Source organism: Sediminivirga luteola (genome assembly GCF_014639315.1).
GTDB classification, from domain to species: domain Bacteria; phylum Actinomycetota; class Actinomycetes; order Actinomycetales; family Brevibacteriaceae; genus Sediminivirga; species Sediminivirga luteola.
The window spans coordinates 323,628-342,067 of record NZ_BMFY01000002.1 but is presented as its reverse complement, the minus strand read 5'-3'; the positions used below and the strand labels follow the sequence as shown (position 1 = coordinate 342,067).

General features: G+C 68.9%; 14 protein-coding genes. 6 read left to right on the top strand and 8 right to left on the bottom strand.

Annotated elements, in window-relative coordinates; genetic code table 11:
• Positions 1–12: 12 nt before the first annotated feature.
• The 8 genes from IEW13_RS03335 to IEW13_RS03300 all read right to left on the bottom strand — a co-directional run bounded on the left by IEW13_RS03335 (position 13) and on the right by IEW13_RS03300 (position 9,894).
• Positions 13–1,644, bottom strand: a complete 1,632-nt coding sequence (locus IEW13_RS03335) for a dipeptide ABC transporter ATP-binding protein (RefSeq protein WP_188549490.1) — start codon at positions 1,642–1,644, stop codon at positions 13–15.
• Positions 1,641–2,603, bottom strand: coding sequence for an ABC transporter permease (locus IEW13_RS03330; protein ID WP_188549489.1), 963 nt, complete (start codon positions 2,601–2,603; stop codon positions 1,641–1,643). Before IEW13_RS03330 ends, IEW13_RS03335 begins: the two co-directional genes overlap by 4 nt.
• A gap of 68 nt (positions 2,604–2,671) precedes the next feature.
• Positions 2,672–3,625 carry an ABC transporter permease gene (locus IEW13_RS03325; RefSeq protein ID WP_188549488.1) on the bottom strand — a complete coding sequence of 318 codons (954 nt, stop codon included), beginning with the start codon at positions 3,623–3,625 and terminating at the stop codon, positions 2,672–2,674.
• Between the two features lie 237 nt (positions 3,626–3,862).
• The gene (locus tag IEW13_RS03320; protein ID WP_188549487.1) at positions 3,863–5,287 is read right to left on the bottom strand and encodes an ABC transporter substrate-binding protein; all 1,425 of its coding nucleotides are present in this window, start codon (positions 5,285–5,287) and stop codon (positions 3,863–3,865) included.
• Between the two features lie 305 nt (positions 5,288–5,592).
• Positions 5,593–6,729, bottom strand: a complete 1,137-nt coding sequence (locus IEW13_RS03315; protein WP_229744906.1) for an ABC transporter ATP-binding protein — start codon at positions 6,727–6,729, stop codon at positions 5,593–5,595.
• The gene (locus IEW13_RS03310; protein WP_188549486.1) at positions 6,726–7,553 is read right to left on the bottom strand and encodes an ABC transporter permease; all 828 of its coding nucleotides are present in this window, start codon (positions 7,551–7,553) and stop codon (positions 6,726–6,728) included. Before IEW13_RS03310 ends, IEW13_RS03315 begins: the two co-directional genes overlap by 4 nt.
• A gap of 22 nt (positions 7,554–7,575) precedes the next feature.
• Positions 7,576–8,346 (bottom strand): molybdate ABC transporter substrate-binding protein, encoded by a 771-nt coding sequence (gene modA / locus IEW13_RS03305; protein WP_188549485.1) that lies wholly within the window; start codon positions 8,344–8,346, stop codon positions 7,576–7,578.
• Positions 8,347–8,514: 168 nt separating this feature from the next.
• Positions 8,515–9,894, bottom strand: coding sequence for an LPXTG cell wall anchor domain-containing protein (locus IEW13_RS03300; protein WP_188549484.1), 1,380 nt, complete (start codon positions 9,892–9,894; stop codon positions 8,515–8,517).
• A 444-nt stretch (positions 9,895–10,338) separates the two neighbouring features.
• On the opposite strand from IEW13_RS03300, the gene dcd reads away from it, so the two are divergent.
• The 6 genes from dcd (at position 10,339) to IEW13_RS03270 (ending at position 18,440) form a co-directional block, all read left to right on the top strand.
• Positions 10,339–10,935 carry a dCTP deaminase gene (gene dcd / locus IEW13_RS03295; protein ID WP_188549483.1) on the top strand — a complete coding sequence of 199 codons (597 nt, stop codon included), beginning with the start codon at positions 10,339–10,341 and terminating at the stop codon, positions 10,933–10,935.
• Complete coding sequence (locus tag IEW13_RS03290) at positions 10,928–11,899, top strand: hypothetical protein (protein ID WP_188549482.1); 972 nt, start codon at positions 10,928–10,930, stop codon at positions 11,897–11,899. The genes dcd and IEW13_RS03290 overlap by 8 nt, the downstream gene beginning before the upstream one ends.
• A gap of 376 nt (positions 11,900–12,275) precedes the next feature.
• A complete protein-coding gene (locus IEW13_RS03285) occupies positions 12,276–15,350 on the top strand; it encodes a Na+/H+ antiporter subunit A (protein WP_188549481.1) in 3,075 nt (1,024 codons plus the stop codon).
• Positions 15,347–16,201 (top strand): Na(+)/H(+) antiporter subunit C, encoded by an 855-nt coding sequence (locus IEW13_RS17645; protein ID WP_268235165.1) that lies wholly within the window; start codon positions 15,347–15,349, stop codon positions 16,199–16,201. Before IEW13_RS03285 ends, IEW13_RS17645 begins: the two co-directional genes overlap by 4 nt.
• On the top strand, positions 16,198–17,793 hold the full coding sequence (locus IEW13_RS03275; protein WP_229744905.1) for a Na+/H+ antiporter subunit D: 1,596 nt from the start codon (positions 16,198–16,200) through the stop codon (positions 17,791–17,793). The genes IEW13_RS17645 and IEW13_RS03275 overlap by 4 nt, the downstream gene beginning before the upstream one ends.
• Complete coding sequence (locus IEW13_RS03270; RefSeq protein ID WP_188549480.1) at positions 17,790–18,440, top strand: Na+/H+ antiporter subunit E; 651 nt, start codon at positions 17,790–17,792, stop codon at positions 18,438–18,440. The genes IEW13_RS03275 and IEW13_RS03270 overlap by 4 nt, the downstream gene beginning before the upstream one ends.

Here is an 18,440-nt window from a genome sequence, read left to right as displayed (position 1 = left end):
CAGAGCACGCCGTCACACCGCCCTCTTCCGCTTGGCGCGCTGCGCCACGGGATCGGGTATCGGCACGGCGTTGATGAGCGCCCTGGTGTAGGAGTCTCGTGCTTCCTTCAACAGGGTCTCGGCCGGTGCGATTTCCATGAACTCACCCTGTTTGAGCACTCCCACCCGGTCGGCGAACTCCTCCACCACGGCGAGATCATGGGTGATGAAGAGCGCCGCGAAACCCAGCTCCTCGTGCAAGTCCCCGAGCAACCGCAGGATCGTGGCCTGGACGGAGACGTCGAGGGCGGACGTCGGCTCATCGGCGATCACGAACTCGGGCTTGAGCGCGAGGGCGCGGGCCACCCCCACCCGTTGGCGCTGACCGCCGGAGAGCTCCATCGGCGTCCGCGAGGCGAAAGAGCTCGGCAGCTGCACCGCGTCCAGCAGCTCCCGCACTCTGGCGTCGATCTCGCGTTTCGCGGCGGGAGTGCGATGGATGCGCATTGGCTCGGCGATGCAGTCGGCAATGCTCATGAACGGGTTGAAGGAGGAGGCCGGGTCCTGGAAGACGAAGCCGAGTTTGCGCCGCAGTCGCTGCACCTCCGCACGGGACGCGCGCCGCAGATCGGTGCCAAGGAACTCGAGCACGCCACCGCTCGTCGCGGTCAGCCCAGCGATCGCCCGGCCGATCGTGCTCTTGCCCGAGCCGGACTCGCCGACCAGGCCGAAGATCTCCCCCTTGCGCACCTCGAAGTCGACGCCGCGCACGGCGCGGAAGGGCGGCTTGCGGAACCGCCCCGGGTAGGTGATCTCCAGCTTCTCGGCGCGCAGCACGGGTGGTTCGCCTGCGGCCGGGGTGCGCTGCGGACGTACGGCCTGACCGAACCGGGGTACTGAGGCCAGGAGCCGCCGGGTGTAGGGGTGCTGAGGCTGGGCGAAGAGGGAGTGGACGTCCGCAGTCTCCACCACTTTCCCCTGGTACATCACCGCGACCCGATCGGCCAGATCGGCGACGACGCCCATATTGTGCGTGATCAGGATGATCGCGGTCCCCAGCTCATCGCGGCACTTCCGCAGCAGATCCAGGATCTCCGCCTGGACCGTCACGTCCAGGGCCGTGGTGGGCTCATCGGCGATGATCACACCGGGCTTCAGGGAGAGCGCCATGGCAATCACGATGCGCTGTTTCTGACCGCCGGAGAACTGATGGGGATAGTCGTGATAACGGCGCTCCGGCTCGGGGATGCCCACGTCCTTGAGCGCCTGCAGCCCTCGCGCGTGCCTTTCGGCTCTGCTGGCAACGCCGTGTGCCCGCAGACCCTCCTCCAGCTGCCATCCGATCGTGTAGACGGGGTTCAGCGCGGTGGACGGCTCCTGGAACACCATGGCGGCATGACCGCCACGGATCTTTCGGAGCGTGTCGCCGGGAACGGAGAGGACGTCTTGCCCCTCAACCAGTACGGCGCCCCGTGTCGTAGCGCCGCGCGGGAGCAGCTTCAGGGCGGAACGGGCGGTGAGCGTCTTGCCGGAACCGGATTCGCCCACCAAGGCGAGAATCTCGTTCCCCGCCAGCGACAAGGACACGCCGTCTACGGCGCGGACCACATCATCGCGCCGCTCGATGCTGATATGGAGGTCGTCGATGCGGATGCGTTCGGTCATGGTTCCGTGCTTTCTTCGGTGGCGGCCGGGCGGGGGCGGCGGGCGGTTCGCGGTGCGCGTCCGAACAGCCGGGACACCATTCCCCGCCGGGTGTCGTCACCGGAGCTGCGAGGATCGACGAGGTCCCGCAGGCCATCGCCCAGGAGGTTGAGTGCCAGGACCGTGACGACGAGGCTCAGGCTCGCGGCGACGGTCATGAGCGGAAACTGCAGGATGACACCGCGTCCGTCGTTAAGGATGTTGCCCCAGCTGGGTTCGGGCGTCGGGACGCCCGCTCCCAGGAAGCTCAGCGCGGCTTCGGTGATGATCGAATCGGCGAAGATGAATGTCACCTGGACCGTCAGGACGGAGAGCGTGTTGGGCAGGACATGGCGCAGGATGATATGCAGTGGCGGTGCCCCCTGGACGCGACTGGCTTCCACGAATGTCTCCGACAGAACGGCCAGGGCGCGGGAGCGGACCAGCCGGGCGACATTCGGGGTGAACACGACTGTCAACGCCAGAATGAGATTGGGCACGCTGGGACCGAGCGCTGCGGCGAGCGCGATGGCGAGCAGAATGGCAGGAATCGCCATCAGACCGTCGCACACGCGCATCAGGATGTGATCCAACACCCGGAAGTAGCTGGCGCAGATGCCGATCACCGTACCGAGGACGCCTCTGAGGACTGCGACGCTGGCCCCCACGATGAGGGACGTCTGGGCGCCGACCAGGAGCCGGGCCAGGAGGTCGCGACCGAAATCGTCGGAGCCGAGCAGGTAGCCCTCCTCGCCGATTCCGGAGAGCCGGCGCGACGTGTCCACCGCGTAGGGGTCCAGTTGCAGGATGAACGGCACCAGGGTCGCGATCAGCGCCACGATGAGGAACAGGACCGCGCCGAACATGAACGGCGAGTTGTGGCGGGCTCGGCTCCAGATGCTCCGGCGGGCCGGCAGCGATTCCGCGGCACCTGGAGCCATGATCGCAGTCCCTTCCCGAGCCGGGGGCCTGCCGCTGTCGTGGACCTGGGGTGGCTCTTCGTGCATGATTACTTCTCCTCGGAGTACCGGATGCGCGGATCGACAACGGCGTAGAGCAGATCCACGACGAGGTTCACCAGCAGGTACAGCAGCGTGGCCAGAAGTACGACGCCCTGGATCACCGGGTAGTCGCGACGTTCAATGGAGTTCACCAGCAGGGTGCCCAGACCCGGGATGTTGAAGATCGTCTCGGTGACCAGCGAACCGGTGACCAGGCTGCCAAACGTGAGGCCGATCACGGTCAGAATGGGGAGCCCGGCGTTACGCAGGGTGTGGCGGAAAAGCAGCCGGCCCTCCACGACGCCGCGCGAGCGCGCCGCATCGATGTAGTCGGCCATGAGTACGTCCATCACCGCCGCCCGCGTCGTACGGGTCAGGAACGCTGCCAGCACACCGCCGAGCGAGATCGCCGGAAGGATGAGGTACCGGAGTCCTTCCAGCGGATCCGTGAACGGGTTGGTGTAGCCGGCCACCGGGAGGACGCGCAGATTCACCGCAAAGGTCAGCATCAGCAACAGGCCGAGCACGAAACTGGGTACCGCGAGCCCGAAGAGCGTCACGCCCTGAGTGAGGCTGTCCACGATCGACCCGCGATAACGCGCTGCGAGCGTGCCGAGCGGTACGGCGATGGCCACCGCCACGAGCAGCGCCAGCGTGGACAGCTGCAGGGTGGGCACGAGATTGCCGGCGATCGCTTCCGTCACGGGGCGGTTCAGGAAGGGGGAGTAGCCGAGGTCGCCAGTGAGCACGGAGCCGAGCCAGCTGAAGTACTGCACGACGATGGGCCGGTTAAGGCCCATCTCCTCGGCCAGGGCTGCCACGGCCTCCGCCGAGGCCTCCGGGCCGAGGATCGCCCGTGCGGGATTGCCTGGGGTGAGATGGATGATCGAGAAGATCACCACGGAGACAACCGTGAGCACCGGGATGAGGCTCAGGATGCGCTTGCAGATGTATGTGAGCATGAGTTCGATTTCGCCTCGGCTCCGGTTCCGGCGCACTGGCAGCGGACCGGATCGTCCGCTGCCAGTGCGCCGGAGAGCTCGGCGCCTATCGCGTTCTTCTCCTAGTCAGTCAGAGACCGTCGCGGTCCACCAGATGATGCTTGAGCCCACCACGTCGACGCTCACCGCGGGCGAGTGGCCGTAGATGTTGTCCGCATCGCCGAGCTTCGAGACGGGGAGATAGTCGAAGAACCACTCCTAGAGTCCGTCGTAGTGTTCCGCTGCCTCTTCCAGCGTTGCCGACGCGCGGTACGCGGCCAGAAGCTCGTCCGGGCTGTCCGTGAATCCGGCGAAGTCGTCCCGGAAGAAGACGAGGGTGCCCGGGTCATCCTTGGCGGTGTTCGGGATGACCGCGAGGTCATATGCGCTCGGATCGTCGCGGACCTCCGTGAACGTGGGCCAGTCGTACGTGTCCAAGGAGACGTCCAGTCCGATGTTCCGCAGCTGTTCCTGGATGACGACCCCGGCGGAGTACGACTCTCCGTAATCCTGCGTGGTGATGATGCGGACGCTCTCCCCGCTCAGCCCGAGGTCCTCAAGCATGGCTTCGGCGGCCGCGGGATCGGCTTGGTTGAACTGGTCGGCGCCGACGTCGGAGCTCCACTGGCCGCTTTGCGTGTCCAGCATCATGGAGTGCGTGAGCGTGTAGAAGTCCTCACCGACGGCTGCGGTCATGATGCTGTCCCGCTCGAGGGCGGTGTCGATGGCGCGGCGCGCCTCCACATCGGCGAACATGCCTTCGGCTTTGTTGTAGTAGAGGTTGAGCAGAATCACCGGGTAGGAGCCGGCGACGAGGCTCTCGTCCTCCAGCACGTCAGGGGCGTTGTCGTACGGGATGTCCATGGCGACGTCGTACTCGCCGGTCTGCAATCCGAGAACGCGAGTGGCGCCGTCGGTCACGAATTCGTAGTCGATCCCGGCGACCTGGGCGGTCCGGTCCCCGGCTCGACCGTCGGGTTCGCCTTCGACGGGCTGATAGTCGTCCCATCGGTCCAGACTCAGATGCCGGTCGGCTTCCCACTCGACGAAGGTGAAGGGGCCGGTGCCGATGATCTCGGTGACCGGATCGGAGCCGGCCGCCTCCGCGATCTCCGCGGGCATGATCGGTGCCGTTTGCTCTCTGTCGCCGGACAGCGCGAGCAGCACGCCGAAACTGGGCTGCTCGAGCTCCACCTGCACGGTGTAGTCGTCCACTGCGCTCCAGGCGGCGCCGGAGAAGTAGGCCTGTCCGGGTCCGGAAAGCTCCGACCAGCGGCTCAGCGAGGCGACCACGTCCTCGGACGTCATGTCCGTCCCGTCATGGAACAGGACGCCTTCGCGCAGATGGAAGGTGTAGGTGCGGCCGTCGTCGCTGATCTCCCAGCTTTCGGCGAGCATGGGCTGGATCTCGTCCTGGGAGTCCCGGGTGACCAGCGGTTCCCACACGTTGATGGTCATGGCGACGGTGGCTGACGCGGTCGACACGGCGGGATCGAGGTTGGGCGGCTGCGCCGGGTACGCGATGGTGAGACGTGCATCGGTGTCTGCCTCGCCGCTGGCCTCTGCAGACCCACCGCACGCTGACAGCAGAAGTGCCAGAGCGGCTGCTCCGGCGACGCAGGTGACTGGGAATCTCTGTCGCACGATCTCTCCTTGCGCTGGACGTGTTGGGTGCTGAGTGACGGACATCCGGTCCATTGATGTACCCCATGGGTTATCCGTAGCGTAGTGATGCATATCATTGTATGCAATAGTTGCATATCGCTACATAGACTGGAAGATCGTTGGTGTTACAAGGATGTATCGACTTAACCCGCAACTTTGAGGGCGTAATCGCTACGTGTTTCGAAGCGCGCAGAGGTGCTCATCGCACGCGCATCCACGCCCACGACTCTGCCGGGCTGCCCGGCCTGCCTGCGCAGCGGCGTGTGGTGACCGCAGTGACGGCCTCAGAACGGGTAGGCGTGCAGGGCGGACTCGTCCACGGTCGCCCACACCGGTGCCCCGAGGCGGATCGGTGCGGTGGGGAGGGACGTCAACGGCACGCGCGCGCTGCAGGCGAGGCCTACGTCGGGGTCCGTGGGGGAGACCGCGACGGTGATGCCCTGCGCGTCCTCCTGCACGGCGACCACTCGTGCCTCGAAGGTGTTCCGGCCCGCCTTGGCGGGCGCCTCGGTGTTCACCGTCACCGCTTCCCGTGGCAGCGTGACCAGCACCCGGCCGTCCAGCTCCGTGGGCGCCGTGACGCGGGAATGCCCGATCGAGAGCCGGCCACGGCGTGCCAGCCCCGAGAACAGGTTGATGCCCAGCAGCTCCGCCAGATACGGAGTCCGCGGAGTGCGCGTGATCTCAGCGGGGGAATCGATCTGTGCGAGGGTGCCCTGGTCGAGCACGGCGATCCGGTCTCCGAGGCTGAGCGCATCGGTCAGATCGTGCGTCACCAGGACGCGGGGACCGGGAAACTCACGGAGCTGGGCGTACACCTGCGCCCGGGCCTGGGCGCGGGTACCCGCATCGAGGGCAGCGAGGGGTACGTCCAGCAGCAGCATGTCCGGTTCACCGGCCAGCGCACGGGCCAGGGCGACCCGTTGCCGCTGCCCCCCGGACAGGGCACCCGGCCGGGAACCCGCCTGCGCCTCTGTCAGCCCGAGGCGGCGCAGCTGCGCGGCGGCAGAGGCGTGCGCCTCCTTCTTGCCGACGCCCCGGGCCCGCAGCCCGAACGCCACGTTCTCCAGGGCGGTCATCCGGGGAAAGAGCAAATAGTCCTGGTGGACGAAACCCGCCCGGCGCCGCTCGGCGGGCACCGTGCCGCGGGGTCCGCTGAGCACGGTGGCGCCGTCGCTCCCGATGCGGAGGAGCTCCCCCTCCAGCAGCGGGATCAGGCCGCCGAGGGTCTCCAGCAGCGTGGACTTCCCGGCACCATTGGCCCCTAGCAGGACGAGTGTCTCCCCGGCTCGGAAGTCCATCGTCAGCGGCAGGCGGAACCCACCTCGGCCGATGACCCCGTCCAAGCGGAGATCGCCGGGGCGAAGTGTCGCGCCGGGAGTGCCGGACCGGTGCTGAGGGCGGGGCGCCTGCGCGTTCACCGGCGGCCTCCGCGGATCGGCGCGGCACTGCCGGCGAGCCCGATCGCCAGCAGCGAGGCCACCAGGAGCACCAGGGACAGGGCGCTGGCAGCGGCGGGGTCCTTACTCAGCGAGAGATAGATCGCCAGCGGCAGGGTCTGCGTCGTCCCGGGGAGGTTCCCGGCGAAGGCGATCGTGGCGCCAAACTCACCCAGTGCCCGGGCCCAGGCCAGGACCATGCCTGCGGCGACACCCGGGGCCACGGCCGGCAGCAGCACCCGGCGGAAGGCGTACCATCGGCTCGCGCCCAGCGCGCGGGCGGCGGTCTCCAGCCGGGGGTCCAGTCCGCGCAGAGTGCCCTCCACCGCGACCACGAGGAACGGCATGGACACGAAGGTGGCGGCCATGATCACCGCCGGCGTGGAGTACGGCACCGTGATCCCGGACGTCTGGTGCAGCGGAGCGCCGATCAGACCCGAACGGCCGAACGTGGACAGCAGCGCGGTACCGCCGACCACCGGCGGCATCACGAGCGGCACCAGCACGAGGGCGCGCACGAAGCCGTGCCCGCGGAATCTCATCCGGGACAGCCACCAGGCCAGGGGAACTCCCAGCACCAGGCACAGCAGCGCCGCCGATGTCGCACTCACCAGAGACAGCCCGAGCGCCTCGGCGACCTCGCGGCGACCCAAGACCTCCGGCAGCCTGGTCCACGGCACGGCCGCGAGCAGGCCGAGAAGGGGCAGCAGCAGGAAGGCGAAGCCGACCGCGGCCGGGACGAGCAACGGCCACGCCGCGGGGCGGGTTACGCGACGGCGCGCGGCGGCGGTGGACGGGTTCGGCATCGGCGTTCTTCGGGCTCGGCGGTCAGCTGCTCGCGTCCTCAGTGCCCGGCGTGCCGAAACCGGCTTCGCGGAGGGCGTCCTGAGCGACATCGGAGAGCATATAGGAGACGAAGGCCCCGGCGAGGGCGGGGTCGTCGGCCTCGGCGAGTGCGCTGACGGGGTACTCGTTGACGATCCCGGCCTCGCGGCCTTCCGGCAGCGGGACCGTCTCGACGTCGTCGCGGGCCGAGAGCGCGTCCGTCCGGTACACGATGCCCGCGTCGGCCTCGCCCATGCGGACCTTGGTGAGCACGCTGGTGACATCGCGTTCCAGGGAATCGGCCGGGATCTCCTCCCCGGTGGCCGCCATCAGCCGGGTAGTTGCCGCGCCGCAGGGCACCTGCTCGGCGCACAGCACGACGGTCACATCCCCTGTGGCGAGGTCGGCCAGGCCGGTGACGCCAGCGGGATTGCCGTCCGGGACGATCAGGGCGAGCTCATTGGTGGCGAAGAGCACCGGATCGAGCGCGTGCTCCCCGACCGCGGTCATCTGCGCCGTGTCCGCGGAGGCGAAGACGTCATAGGGCGCACCCTGGACGATCTGCGCGGCGAGTTCCTGGCTCCCGGCGAAGGAGAAGCGCAGCCGCAGCTCGTGCTCGTCCTCGAAGGGGCCGGCGAGTTCGGTGAAGACGCCTTCCAGGGACGCCGCGGCGGCAACCGTCAGTTCCGTGGTGTCCTGCCGCTGGCAGCCGGTCAGCCCCACGGCGGTCAGCAGGACGCAAAGGGCTGCGGCATGGCTGGGGCGCCGCGCCATCGCGTCTCCTCCTCATCCTTGCGCCCGGGTCGCCCCGTCGATGATTCCGGGGTTGTGCACTAATTCCGCGTGAGCGCACCCGGAACTAGTGCACAACCCGGGAAGGAAGCGGCGCCAGTGAACTGATCAGTGGCCGCGGTTCCAGGGGGTGTGCCCTGGAAGTCAGCGTCAGAGGTCGGCGGGACCGTTCGCGTCCTTGGCCTTCCGGCGGGAGACGGCGATGGCGGCGGTACCGATCACCAGCAGGCCAGCGCCGAGCGCGATGCCGGTCATCTCGGAACCGGTCCGCGGCAGCGTCGAGCCACCGGAGCTGGTGCCGCCGGAACCGCTGGAGCCGGACTCCCCGCTGCCTGAACCGCCCGAGCCGCCGGAACCGGAGTCGCCGGGATCGTTGCTCAGCACCGTGAAGGAGCCGGCCTGCGCCTCGATCTGGTCGCCGTCGACGGTCACCTGGTACTCGCCCAGGACGGCATTGCCGATCGCCCGGACGGAGAAGACCGCGGTGCCGTTCTCATCGACGGTCTTGGTGTCGGTATAGGTGTCCACACGACCCTGAGCGTGGTTCACCGTCAGGGTGACCTCGCTGCCAGGGGCTGCATCGAGCACCGTGATGGTCACGCCGCCGTTCGCGTTGGAGAAGTCCTGCGCGGTGATCTCTGAGGGCTCGATGACGACGTAGGCCGCGTAGACCTCCTGGTCGTCCTCCTCCGGCGCAGTGGTCTGCTCCGGGGACGCGGTCTCCTCGGGAGCCGTGGTGGTCTCTTCCGGCGTCGGAGAAGCGGTGGGCTCCTCCGTCGTCTCCTCCGTCGTCTCCTCCGGAGCCGGCTCGGTCGTGGGCTCGTCCGTCGGTTCCGTGGTGGGCTCCGTGGTCTGAGTGGGGCTCGGGGACGGCGTCTCCGAGGTCTCCTCCGGTGCCGGCGTGGTGGCCGTCGGGGTCGGCTCGCTGGTGGGGCTCGCGCTCGGCGTGGGAGTGCTGGTCTCCTCGGGAGCGGTGGTTTCCGTGGTCTCTTCCGGAGCGGTGGTCTCGGTCGTCTCCTCCGGAGTGGTCTCGCTCTCGGTGGGCTCCGCGGTGGGCAGCTCGTCCGGCTCCCACTCCGTGACATCGCGGCTGACCTCGAAGGTCGTCTCGTTGCTCTCGTCTTCGGAGTCGTTGTCAACGAGCTTGAGCCGGTAGGTGCCCTCGGGTACGAACGCGCCGCCGGTGGCCGTGAAGTAGAACGTGCCGGAGACCAGTCCGTCCTCGGTCACCTCGAGGCGGCCTTCAGGTGCGTACTCGGTGCCGTCAGTGCCGGTGACCACGACGCTCGCCGTGCCGCCGGGGGTGAACTCGGTGCCGTAGAAGGGCACGCCGCGCTCATCATTGGCGACGTCGTCCGGGTTGATCTCGCTGATGCGCAGGGTGACCTGCGGGTTGATCTCGGGCTCCTCCGCCTCCGCCGAGGGCGGGGTGGGGGAGGGCGACGCCGCGGCAAACACAGGGCCAGCGGCGAAACCGCTGAGTGCGATGGCTACTGCGGGGGCAAGCACAAGACTCTTGGAAGTCTTCACAGTATGGCCTTTCGGTGTGGATGGCTCCACGACCGCATACGGCTGATCTGTCCCGGTTGGCTGTAAGGGGAAGACACCAAATGCGGGCGTATCTCAACCGCCAGGATACGCACAGTTGCGCGCGGATACAATACACGGCCCCCGCAGCGTGCCCTACCCCCGGCCGATGTACCCGAATCGTGATCTTCATGTCTGCGTCGCCCACGTCGTCATCGCGCCCCACATCGTCGTCCTCCGGGCCGGGGCAGTAACCAGGCCTGGGCAGTAACGATCTGCGGGCGCAGCGACGACGTCAAGGCGGCGCGGCGGGTTGCAGGGTGCGGAGCGCGGCGGTGCGGAGCGCGGGGGTGCGGGGTGCGAGCACGGGTGCGGAGCGCGGGGCAGGAAGACGCGTAGCCGGGGTGCGCTGGCGCCGGATCGGCGCGTGCCGCTAGTTTTACAGGTGTGAGCCTCCTCTCTGACCGCGACATCCGTGCCGAGATCGAATCCGGGCGCGTCACCCTGGACCCGTTCGATCCGGATCTGGTCCAGCCCTCCAGCGTCGACGTCTGCCTGGATCGCTTCTTCCGGCTCTTCGACAACCACCGCTACCCGGTGATCGATCCGGCCCAGGACCAGCCGGAGCTGACCCGCCTGGTGGAGCACGCGGCGGACGAGCCCTTCGTCCTGCATCCGGGTGAATTCGTCCTGGGCTCCACCCTGGAACGCGTCGGACTCCCGGAGGGCATCGCCGCCCGGCTGGAGGGGAAGTCGTCCCTGGGGCGCCTGGGGTTGCTCACGCACTCCACCGCCGGATTCATCGACCCTGGTTTCGAAGGACACGTCACCCTGGAGCTCTCCAACGTCGCCACCCTGCCGATCAAGCTCTATCCCGGGATGAAGATCGGGCAGCTGTGCTTCTTCCGTCTCAGCTCGCCGGCCGAACGGCCCTACGGGGCCGGGGCGCAGGGCTCCCGCTACCAGGGCCAGCGCGGTCCCACGCCGTCCCGGGCGCACCAGAACTTCTACAACTCCTATGCCGCCCGGGCCGGACGTGACTGAACCATACGGCTTGGGCGATGCCCACCTGCTGCTCGTCGACGCCGAGCTCGAGGCGAGCGACGTCCTGGCGCTGGTCGGTTCCCGCCTGCCGCGCCTGGAGCAGCTCGAGGAGCTGGACGTCATCGGCGGCGCGGATCTCAGCGAGGCGCGCAGCTGGCGACTGAGCCGCAATAGCCGGCTGACCGGCCCCATCGTCCTCAGCAAGGAGGACCGGGCGGGGCTGGGCCTGCCCGCCGACGCCCACGCCGCCTTCGCGCTGCGCTGCCCGCGCGATCGCGAGCCGGCGCCTCCGCCGCAGTGGTATGCCGACACCGACGGCCTGCACGAGGTCTTCCCCGCCGGCCTGCCCAACCGGGAGGAGGGCCGGATGCTCGACCTCCTCATCGCCGTGGCCAAACGGCTGCACCTGCGGGTCCGCATCGCCGATGACCCGGGTCGCGCCGGAACGGTCCTCACCCCGGACCCCGGCCTGACGGTCGACCACTACGTCTACTCCCCGTACTGGCTGGCGCCCGATGTGCTGCTGGAGCAGTTGCGCGCCGTGGAGCCGACGGCCGCCCTGCCGCACGCGGACCTGCCGCCCGTCACGGAAGGCCTCGCGGGCAGCGGGACCCCGGAAGACCCCGTCCCCCTCATCCTGGACGGCTACGCCGTGGCCGTGGACCTGACGGACCTCGCCCCGGAGGCCGGGACGATCGAGGTGCGCGTGATGCAGGCCGAGGTGCTCCCGGAGGCCGTGCGCCAGGCCGCCACCGAGGGCCAGGAGTTCGTGGAGTACCACGTGCACTGGATGGACGCCGATCAGCGCCGGTTCCAGGCCCATCCGGCGGAGGAGTTCGCCGCACTGCGGGACGCCGCAGCGGCCCGGGCCGAAGTGCTCACCCGGACGATCCTGCTGGCCACCGCTGGCCTGGCCGTGGACGAGGGCGGCTTTCTCGTCACCGCCGGTCAGCTGGAGGGCTGAGCCAAGCAGTTACAGGACTTCCGGGGCCGGGGCCCAACGGCAGCTGCCCGGCTGCCGGCGTCATACGACGCTGTTCTGGGCGCTGGCGCCGGGCTTGTGCACTATCTCCGTGTGAGCTCACACGGAGATAGTGCACAAGCCCGGAATTACGCTGCCCTGACCAGCGTCCGGTAGACTTATTGCCGGGACTTTCCCGCTGACCGCCGATCTCGCTGCCGATGAGGCAGGACTGCGCCGACCGCGCGGGCCGCCGCCGTCGGCCGCGCCGCACATCCGCCGCCGTTCTTCACGGCAGTCGCATCGTGGAGCGGTTGGGGGGGCGCAAGAGTCGGACCGTGAGGATCCCGACGCTGATTCCACACCATAGGGGGCGCTGATGGCGATTGTGCTGCTGGTCATGTTCATGGCCGCAGCCTTCGCGCCCCTGCTGTTCCGCTACATCGGCCGCAACGCCTTCTTCTTCCTGGCGTTCTTCCCGCTGGCCGGGTTCTTCTACACTCTGTACCTGGGCACCCTCGTCACCCCGGAACGCGATTACATCGAACGGTTCCGCTGGGTGGCCGATCTGCAGATGGACATCGTGCTGCGCACCGATGTCCTCTCCTGGGTGATGTCGCTGCTGGTCACCGGTGTCGGCTTCCTCGTGATGATCTATTGCGCCCGGTACTTCTCGCCCTCGGAGCAGGGCCTGGGACGATTCGGCGCGGTGCTGATGGCCTTCGCCGGCATGATGTACGGCCTCGTGGTGGCGGACAACATCTACATGCTCTTCCTGTTCTGGGAGGGCACCACGATCTTCTCGTACCTGCTCATCGGCCACGCCAATGCGCGCCAGCAGTCGCGGCGCGCGGCGCTGCAGGCGCTCATCGTCACCACCTCCGGCGGTCTGGCGATGCTGGTGGGGCTCGTGATGCTGCATGTGCTCACCGGTACCGCCAGCCTGGCCGCAATGGTCAACCGTGCCCCGGCCATGGAGCTGGGCCAGCCCGTCGTCATCACCGCCATCGTGCTGGTCCTGGTCGGCGCCGTGTCGAAGTCCGCGCTCGTCCCGTTCCACTTCTGGCTGCCCGGGGCGATGGCCGCTCCCACCCCGGTCTCCGCCTACTTGCACGCCGCGGCGATGGTCAAGGCCGGCATCTACCTGGTGCTGCGAATGGCGCCCGGCTTCGCCGAGACCCCCGGATGGGTGCCGCTGTGCGTCCTGCTGGGCGTCCTGACGATGCTGGTCGGCGGCTGGCGGGCGCTGCGGCAGACGGACCTGAAACTGGTCCTGGCGTTCGGCACCGTCTCCCAGCTCGGATTCCTCACCCTGATCTCCGCGTTCGGCACCCGCAACACGGCCTTGGCCGCCTTGGCGCTGCTCCTGGCGCACGGCCTGTTCAAGGCGACGCTCTTCCTCGTGGTTGGCGTGATCGACCACCGCACCGGCACCCGCGACCTCCGCAAACTCTCCGGACTGGGCCGGCAGGCACCCGTGCTCACAGCCGTCGGCGTGATCGCGGCGCTGTCCATGGCCGGCCTGCCCCCGCTGTTCGGTTTCGTGGCGAAGGAAGCCGTCTACAGCTCCCTGCTGGAGCTCGGCACCGTGTGGGGCACCGTCGCGGTCGTCGGCGTGTTCCTCGGCTCGGTCCTCACAGTGGCCTACAGCCTGCGGTTCATCTGGGGCGCCTTCGCCCGGAAGGACGAGGTCAAGGAGTGCCGCTACGTTGCCGAGCACTTCGACTTCCTGCTGGCGCCCACCGTGCTGGCGCTGCTCACCGTCGCCGCCGGCTTCGCCGCCCCGGGCATCGACCGTCTCCTGGCCGGACACGCCGATCCGCTGCCCGGCACCGGATACGACTACCACCTGGCGCTCTGGCACGGCCTGGAACCGGCGTTGTTCCTCTCCGCGGCCAATATCGCCATCGGCGTGCTGCTGTTCCTGGGCCGGGCCCGGGTGGAAGCGGCGCAGGCCCGCGTCCCGGCCTGGATCGACCTGCACGCGTTCTACCGCACGAGCATGGGCTGGCTGGAGAAGACCGCTTCCCGCGTCACCGCCAAGACCCAGCGCGGCTCGCTGCCCTTCTACCAGGGCGTCATCCTCGCCGTGCTGGTGGTCGCGCTGGTCGCCTCCCTGGTGATGCTGGAGCACTGGCCCGCCGAACTGCTGCTGTTCGAACGCCCGGCCGAGCTTCTCCTGCTGGTCCTCGTCGGCGCGGCCTGCATCGCGGCCGCCTGGGCGAACAAGCGCTTCATGGCGGTCGTCGTGGTGGGCGTGGTCGGCTACGGCATGGTCGTCTTCTTCGCCATGCAGGGCGCCCCGGATCTGGCGCTCACCCAGGTGCTCGTGGAGACCATCACCCTGGTGGTGTTCGTCCTGGTGCTACGCCGTCTGCCGGCGCGGATCGGTGAGGCGCCGGGCCGCATCAAGCGGTGGCTGCGCGCCGCGCTCGGAGCCGTCGTCGGCACCATCACCGTCGTCACCGCCCTGGTGATGCTCGGCGCGCGTCAGGCCGAACCCATCTCCAACGAGCATCCGCGCATGGCCTATGAGGGCGGGCACGGGATGAACGTCGTCAACGTCATCCTGGTCGACATCCGCGCCTGGGACACCTTCGGCGAACTGGCGGTCATCGTGGTGGCCGCCACCGGCGTGGCCAGCCTGATCTTCATCACCAACCGCACGGCGCGCCTGCAGCGGCTCGACGGCGTGCGCCCCGAGGGCTTCGCTGCCCGCCACCGGCTGATCGGCGACACCTTCGGCAAGGGGCACCGTCCGCCCGTGGCGGTGCTGCCGGCGGAGACGGACACCGCTGGCGGGCCGGAGAAGACCCTGGAGCAGCTGCGCGCCGAGGAGGCCGACCGCGAGCGCCGCTCCAGCCGGAGCGCCTGGCTGGTGGCCGGCCGGACCCTGGCGCCGCAGAACCGTTCGATCATCTTAGAGGTGATCGTCCGGCTGCTGTTCCACTCCGTGATCGTGTTCTCCCTGTTCCTGCTCTTCTCCGGGCACAACTCCCCCGGCGGCGGGTTCGCCGCCGGTCTGGTCGCCGGCCTGGCACTCATCCTGCGCTACCTGGCCGGCGGGCGCTTCGAGCTGGCAGAGGCGGCACCCATCGACGCCGGCCGGGCACTGGGCCTGGGCCTGGCGATCGTGGTGGGCATGGCCGCGGCAGGGTTCTTCTTCGACGGCGCAGTGCTGTCCTCGACCTGGTTCTCCTGGGACATCCCGCTGCTGGGCCACGTCGAGTTCGTCACCACCACGCTCTTCGACGTCGGCGTGTACCTGATCGTCGTCGGCCTCATGCTCGATGTGCTGCGCAGCCTCGGCGCCGAGGTCGACCGGCAGCAGGAAGAGGACCACGAACGGGCGCAGGCCGAGAACGTCCTGGGCGAGCGGGAGATGGCCTCCCGGCTGGCCGCCCGCGACGCGGCGCACGGCTCCCGCGGACCGAAGGGAGGGAACCGGCTGTGACTCCCTCCCTGACGATGCTCCTGTTAGTCGGCGTGCTGGTCGGCACCGGCGTCTACCTCATGCTGGAACGGTCGCTCACCCGCGTCGTGCTCGGCTTCATCCTGTTCGGCAACGGCGCCAATCTGCTCATCCTGCTCTCCGCGGGCGAGCCCGGCCGGCCGCCGTTGACCGACGGGGTGAACCTGTCCGCGGAGGGTATGACGGACCCGCTGCCGCAGGCGCTCGTGCTGACCGCCATCGTCATCACCTTCGGCCTCACGGCCTTCCTGCTGGCCATGATCTACCGCTCCTGGCGGCTGGCCCGCCAGGATGTGGTCCAGGACGACGAGGAGGACATCCGGATCGCTTCCGAAAAGGACCGCGACGCCACCGCCCGCGAGGCCGGCACCTCCTCCGGCGACTACGACGACACCGAATTCGGCGACGAGGCGGAGCGGCCCGTCGACGACGCCCCTGACCTGGACGAGGACGGCACCCCCGCCGAGCGCGCCGCCGTGCTCGCGCAGGAGGCCGAGGCCGCCGAGGCACGGGTGGAGATCGGCGAGGAGCCCGAGCCGGGAGTCCCGGAGTCCCAGCCCGATCTGGGTGGCGCCGATGAGGGCGAACTCGCCGATGCGGCCGAGGCCGCCAACGACCCCGACGACGCCGACGCACCCGGTGACAGCCGCGCCGCGCCCGGCGCCTCCCGCGATGGCGAGGAGATCCCCGCCGAGCCGGCCGACACGGAAGCCGCCCGCCAGGGCGAACCGGAGGCCGGCGCCGGCCAGGCGGCGGATGTGGACGACACCGCTGCCGGCCCCGCTGATCACAGCACCGGGGACGGCCCGGAGCGTGAAGGGAGGGGCGGATGACGCTTGAGCCCATGGACATCCTCACGCCGATGCCGGTGCTGCTGTCCCTGCTGGGCGCCGGGGTGGCGCTGCTGCTCTCGCGCCAGAACCGGATGCAGACGGTGGTCAGCGTGCTCACCCTGGCCTCCGTGCTGGCGGTCAACGTGATGATCCTGGCCACCGTGCACCTGCACGGCACCCATGTGGTCGCCGTCGGCGGCTGGGAGCCGCCCTTCGGCATCGTGCTGGTGGCAGATCAGCTCTCCGCGCTGATGCTGGTGATCTCCTCCATCGTCACCTTCTGCGTGCTGCTCTACGCCATCGGCCAGGAGATGACCGACGGCACCGAGGACACCCCCGTGTCCATCTTCAACCCGACCTACCTGGTGCTGTGCGCCGGAGTGTTCAACGCCTTCCTGGCCGGGGACCTGTTCAACCTCTACGTCTCCTTCGAGATGTTCCTGGTCGCCTCCTATGTGCTGCTCACCCTGGGTGCCACAGAGCAGCGCATCCGCGCCGGCACCACCTACATCGTCGTGAGCCTGCTGTCCTCGCTCATCTTCCTGCTGGCCATCGGGTTCATCTACGGTGCCACCGGCACGGTGAACATCGCGCAGCTGTCCGAGCGCCTGGCGGAGTTGCCGAATGACGTCCAGATGGTGCTGCACATCGTGCTCATCGTGGCGTTCGGCATCAAGGCGGCGGTGTTCCCGCTGTCCTTCTGGCTTCCCGACTCGTATCCGACCGCGCCGGCGCCGGTCACGGCGGTGTTCGCGGGCCTGCTGACGAAGGTGGGCATCTACGCGATCATCCGCACCGAGACCATCATCTTCGTCAACAGCGACCTGAACGCCGTGCTGATGGTGGTCGCGCTGCTGACGATGGTGGTGGGCATCCTCGGCGCCGTCGCCCAGTCGGACATCAAGCGACTGCTGTCCTTCACCCTGGTCTCCCACATCGGGTACATGGTCTTCGGCGTCGCCCTCGGCAATACGCTGGGCCTGGGCGCGGCCATTTACTACACCGTCCACCACATCACGGTGCAGACCACCCTGTTCCTGGCCATCGGCCTGGTCGAGGTCCGCGGCGGGTCCACCTCCACCCGCCGCCTCGGTGGCCTGATGGTGCTCGCCCCGGCTCTGAGCGTGCTGTTCTTCGTGCCGGCGATGAACCTGGCCGGCATCCCGCCCCTGTCCGGCTTCATCGGCAAACTCGGCCTGTTCCAGGCCGGCATCGCCGAGGGCACCTGGCTGGGCTATCTGCTCGTCGGCGCCGGAGCGCTCACCTCGCTGCTGACGCTCTACGCGATAGGCAAGGTGTGGAACTTCGCCTTCTGGCGCAGCCCCGCCGATGCGGAGGAGCCCAATGACGAGCTGGTGGAGGAATACGCCGAGCTCAAGCGGGTCCGCCGGGAGGGCGGCGCCGTGACCGAGCTCGCCCGCCCGGCCAGCCCGCGCATGATGACCGCCGTGACCACCGTGATGGTTGCCGTCAGCGTGCTCCTGACCGTCTTCGCCGGGCCGATCTACGATATGGCGATGCAGGCGGCCGAAGGACTTGAGGGCGGCACCCCGTACATTGACGCGGTGCTCTACCCGGGAGGCCGGACATGAGCGCGATGAAGAACGGCGCCGGGAAGCTGCGGCGCACGCGGCTCACTTTCCGCCGGACCATCTGGCTGCAGCTGCCGCTGGTGGTCTGGCTGGTCGTGCTGTGGGTGCTGCTGTGGGAGGCGGTCACGCCGATCACCTTGGCCAGCGGCCTGCTGATCGCCGTGCTCATCACCCGGTTCCTGTACCTGCCGCCGGTCGAGCTCGGCGGCCGGTTCAACCTGATCTGGTTCCTGGCCTTCACGGTGAAGTTCGTCGCTCTGGTGGTAGCCGCCTCGGTGCAGGTGACCTGGATGATCCTGCGCCCCAAAGGAGTGCCGACCAGCTCCATCGGCGCGGTGCAGCTGCGCACGCGCTCGGACCTCATGATCACGCTCGTGGCGCAGGTGACCTCGCTCATCCCCGGATCGGTCGTGGTGGAGGTCAACCGGCACCAGTCGGTCCTGTACCTGCACGTCCTGGGTGCCACCAGCGACGCGGACCTGAAGCGAGCCCGCGAGCAGGTGCTCCGCAACGAGGAACGGCTGGTGCGCGCCCTCGGCTCCCTGCGGGACATCGACGCCATCAACCGGCACCGGCGCGAGCAGGGCAAGCGAGCCATCGCCGCCGGTGCGTTCTCCTATTTCCTGCGCCGTCAGAACGAAAGGTGA

Coding starts and splice junctions, on each gene's coding strand:
- IEW13_RS03275 (WP_229744905.1), top strand. CDS start 16,198: ATGACGCTTGAGCCCATGGACATCCTCACGCCGATGCCGGTGCTGCTG.
- IEW13_RS03325 (WP_188549488.1), bottom strand. CDS start 3,625: ATGCTCACATACATCTGCAAGCGCATCCTGAGCCTCATCCCGGTGCTC.
- IEW13_RS03270 (WP_188549480.1), top strand. CDS start 17,790: ATGAGCGCGATGAAGAACGGCGCCGGGAAGCTGCGGCGCACGCGGCTC.
- IEW13_RS03310 (WP_188549486.1), bottom strand. CDS start 7,553: ATGCCGAACCCGTCCACCGCCGCCGCGCGCCGTCGCGTAACCCGCCCC.
- IEW13_RS03335 (WP_188549490.1), bottom strand. CDS start 1,644: ATGACCGAACGCATCCGCATCGACGACCTCCATATCAGCATCGAGCGG.
- IEW13_RS03330 (WP_188549489.1), bottom strand. CDS start 2,603: ATGGCTCCAGGTGCCGCGGAATCGCTGCCGGCCCGCCGGAGCATCTGG.
- IEW13_RS03285 (WP_188549481.1), top strand. CDS start 12,276: ATGGCGATTGTGCTGCTGGTCATGTTCATGGCCGCAGCCTTCGCGCCC.
- modA (WP_188549485.1), bottom strand. CDS start 8,346: ATGGCGCGGCGCCCCAGCCATGCCGCAGCCCTTTGCGTCCTGCTGACC.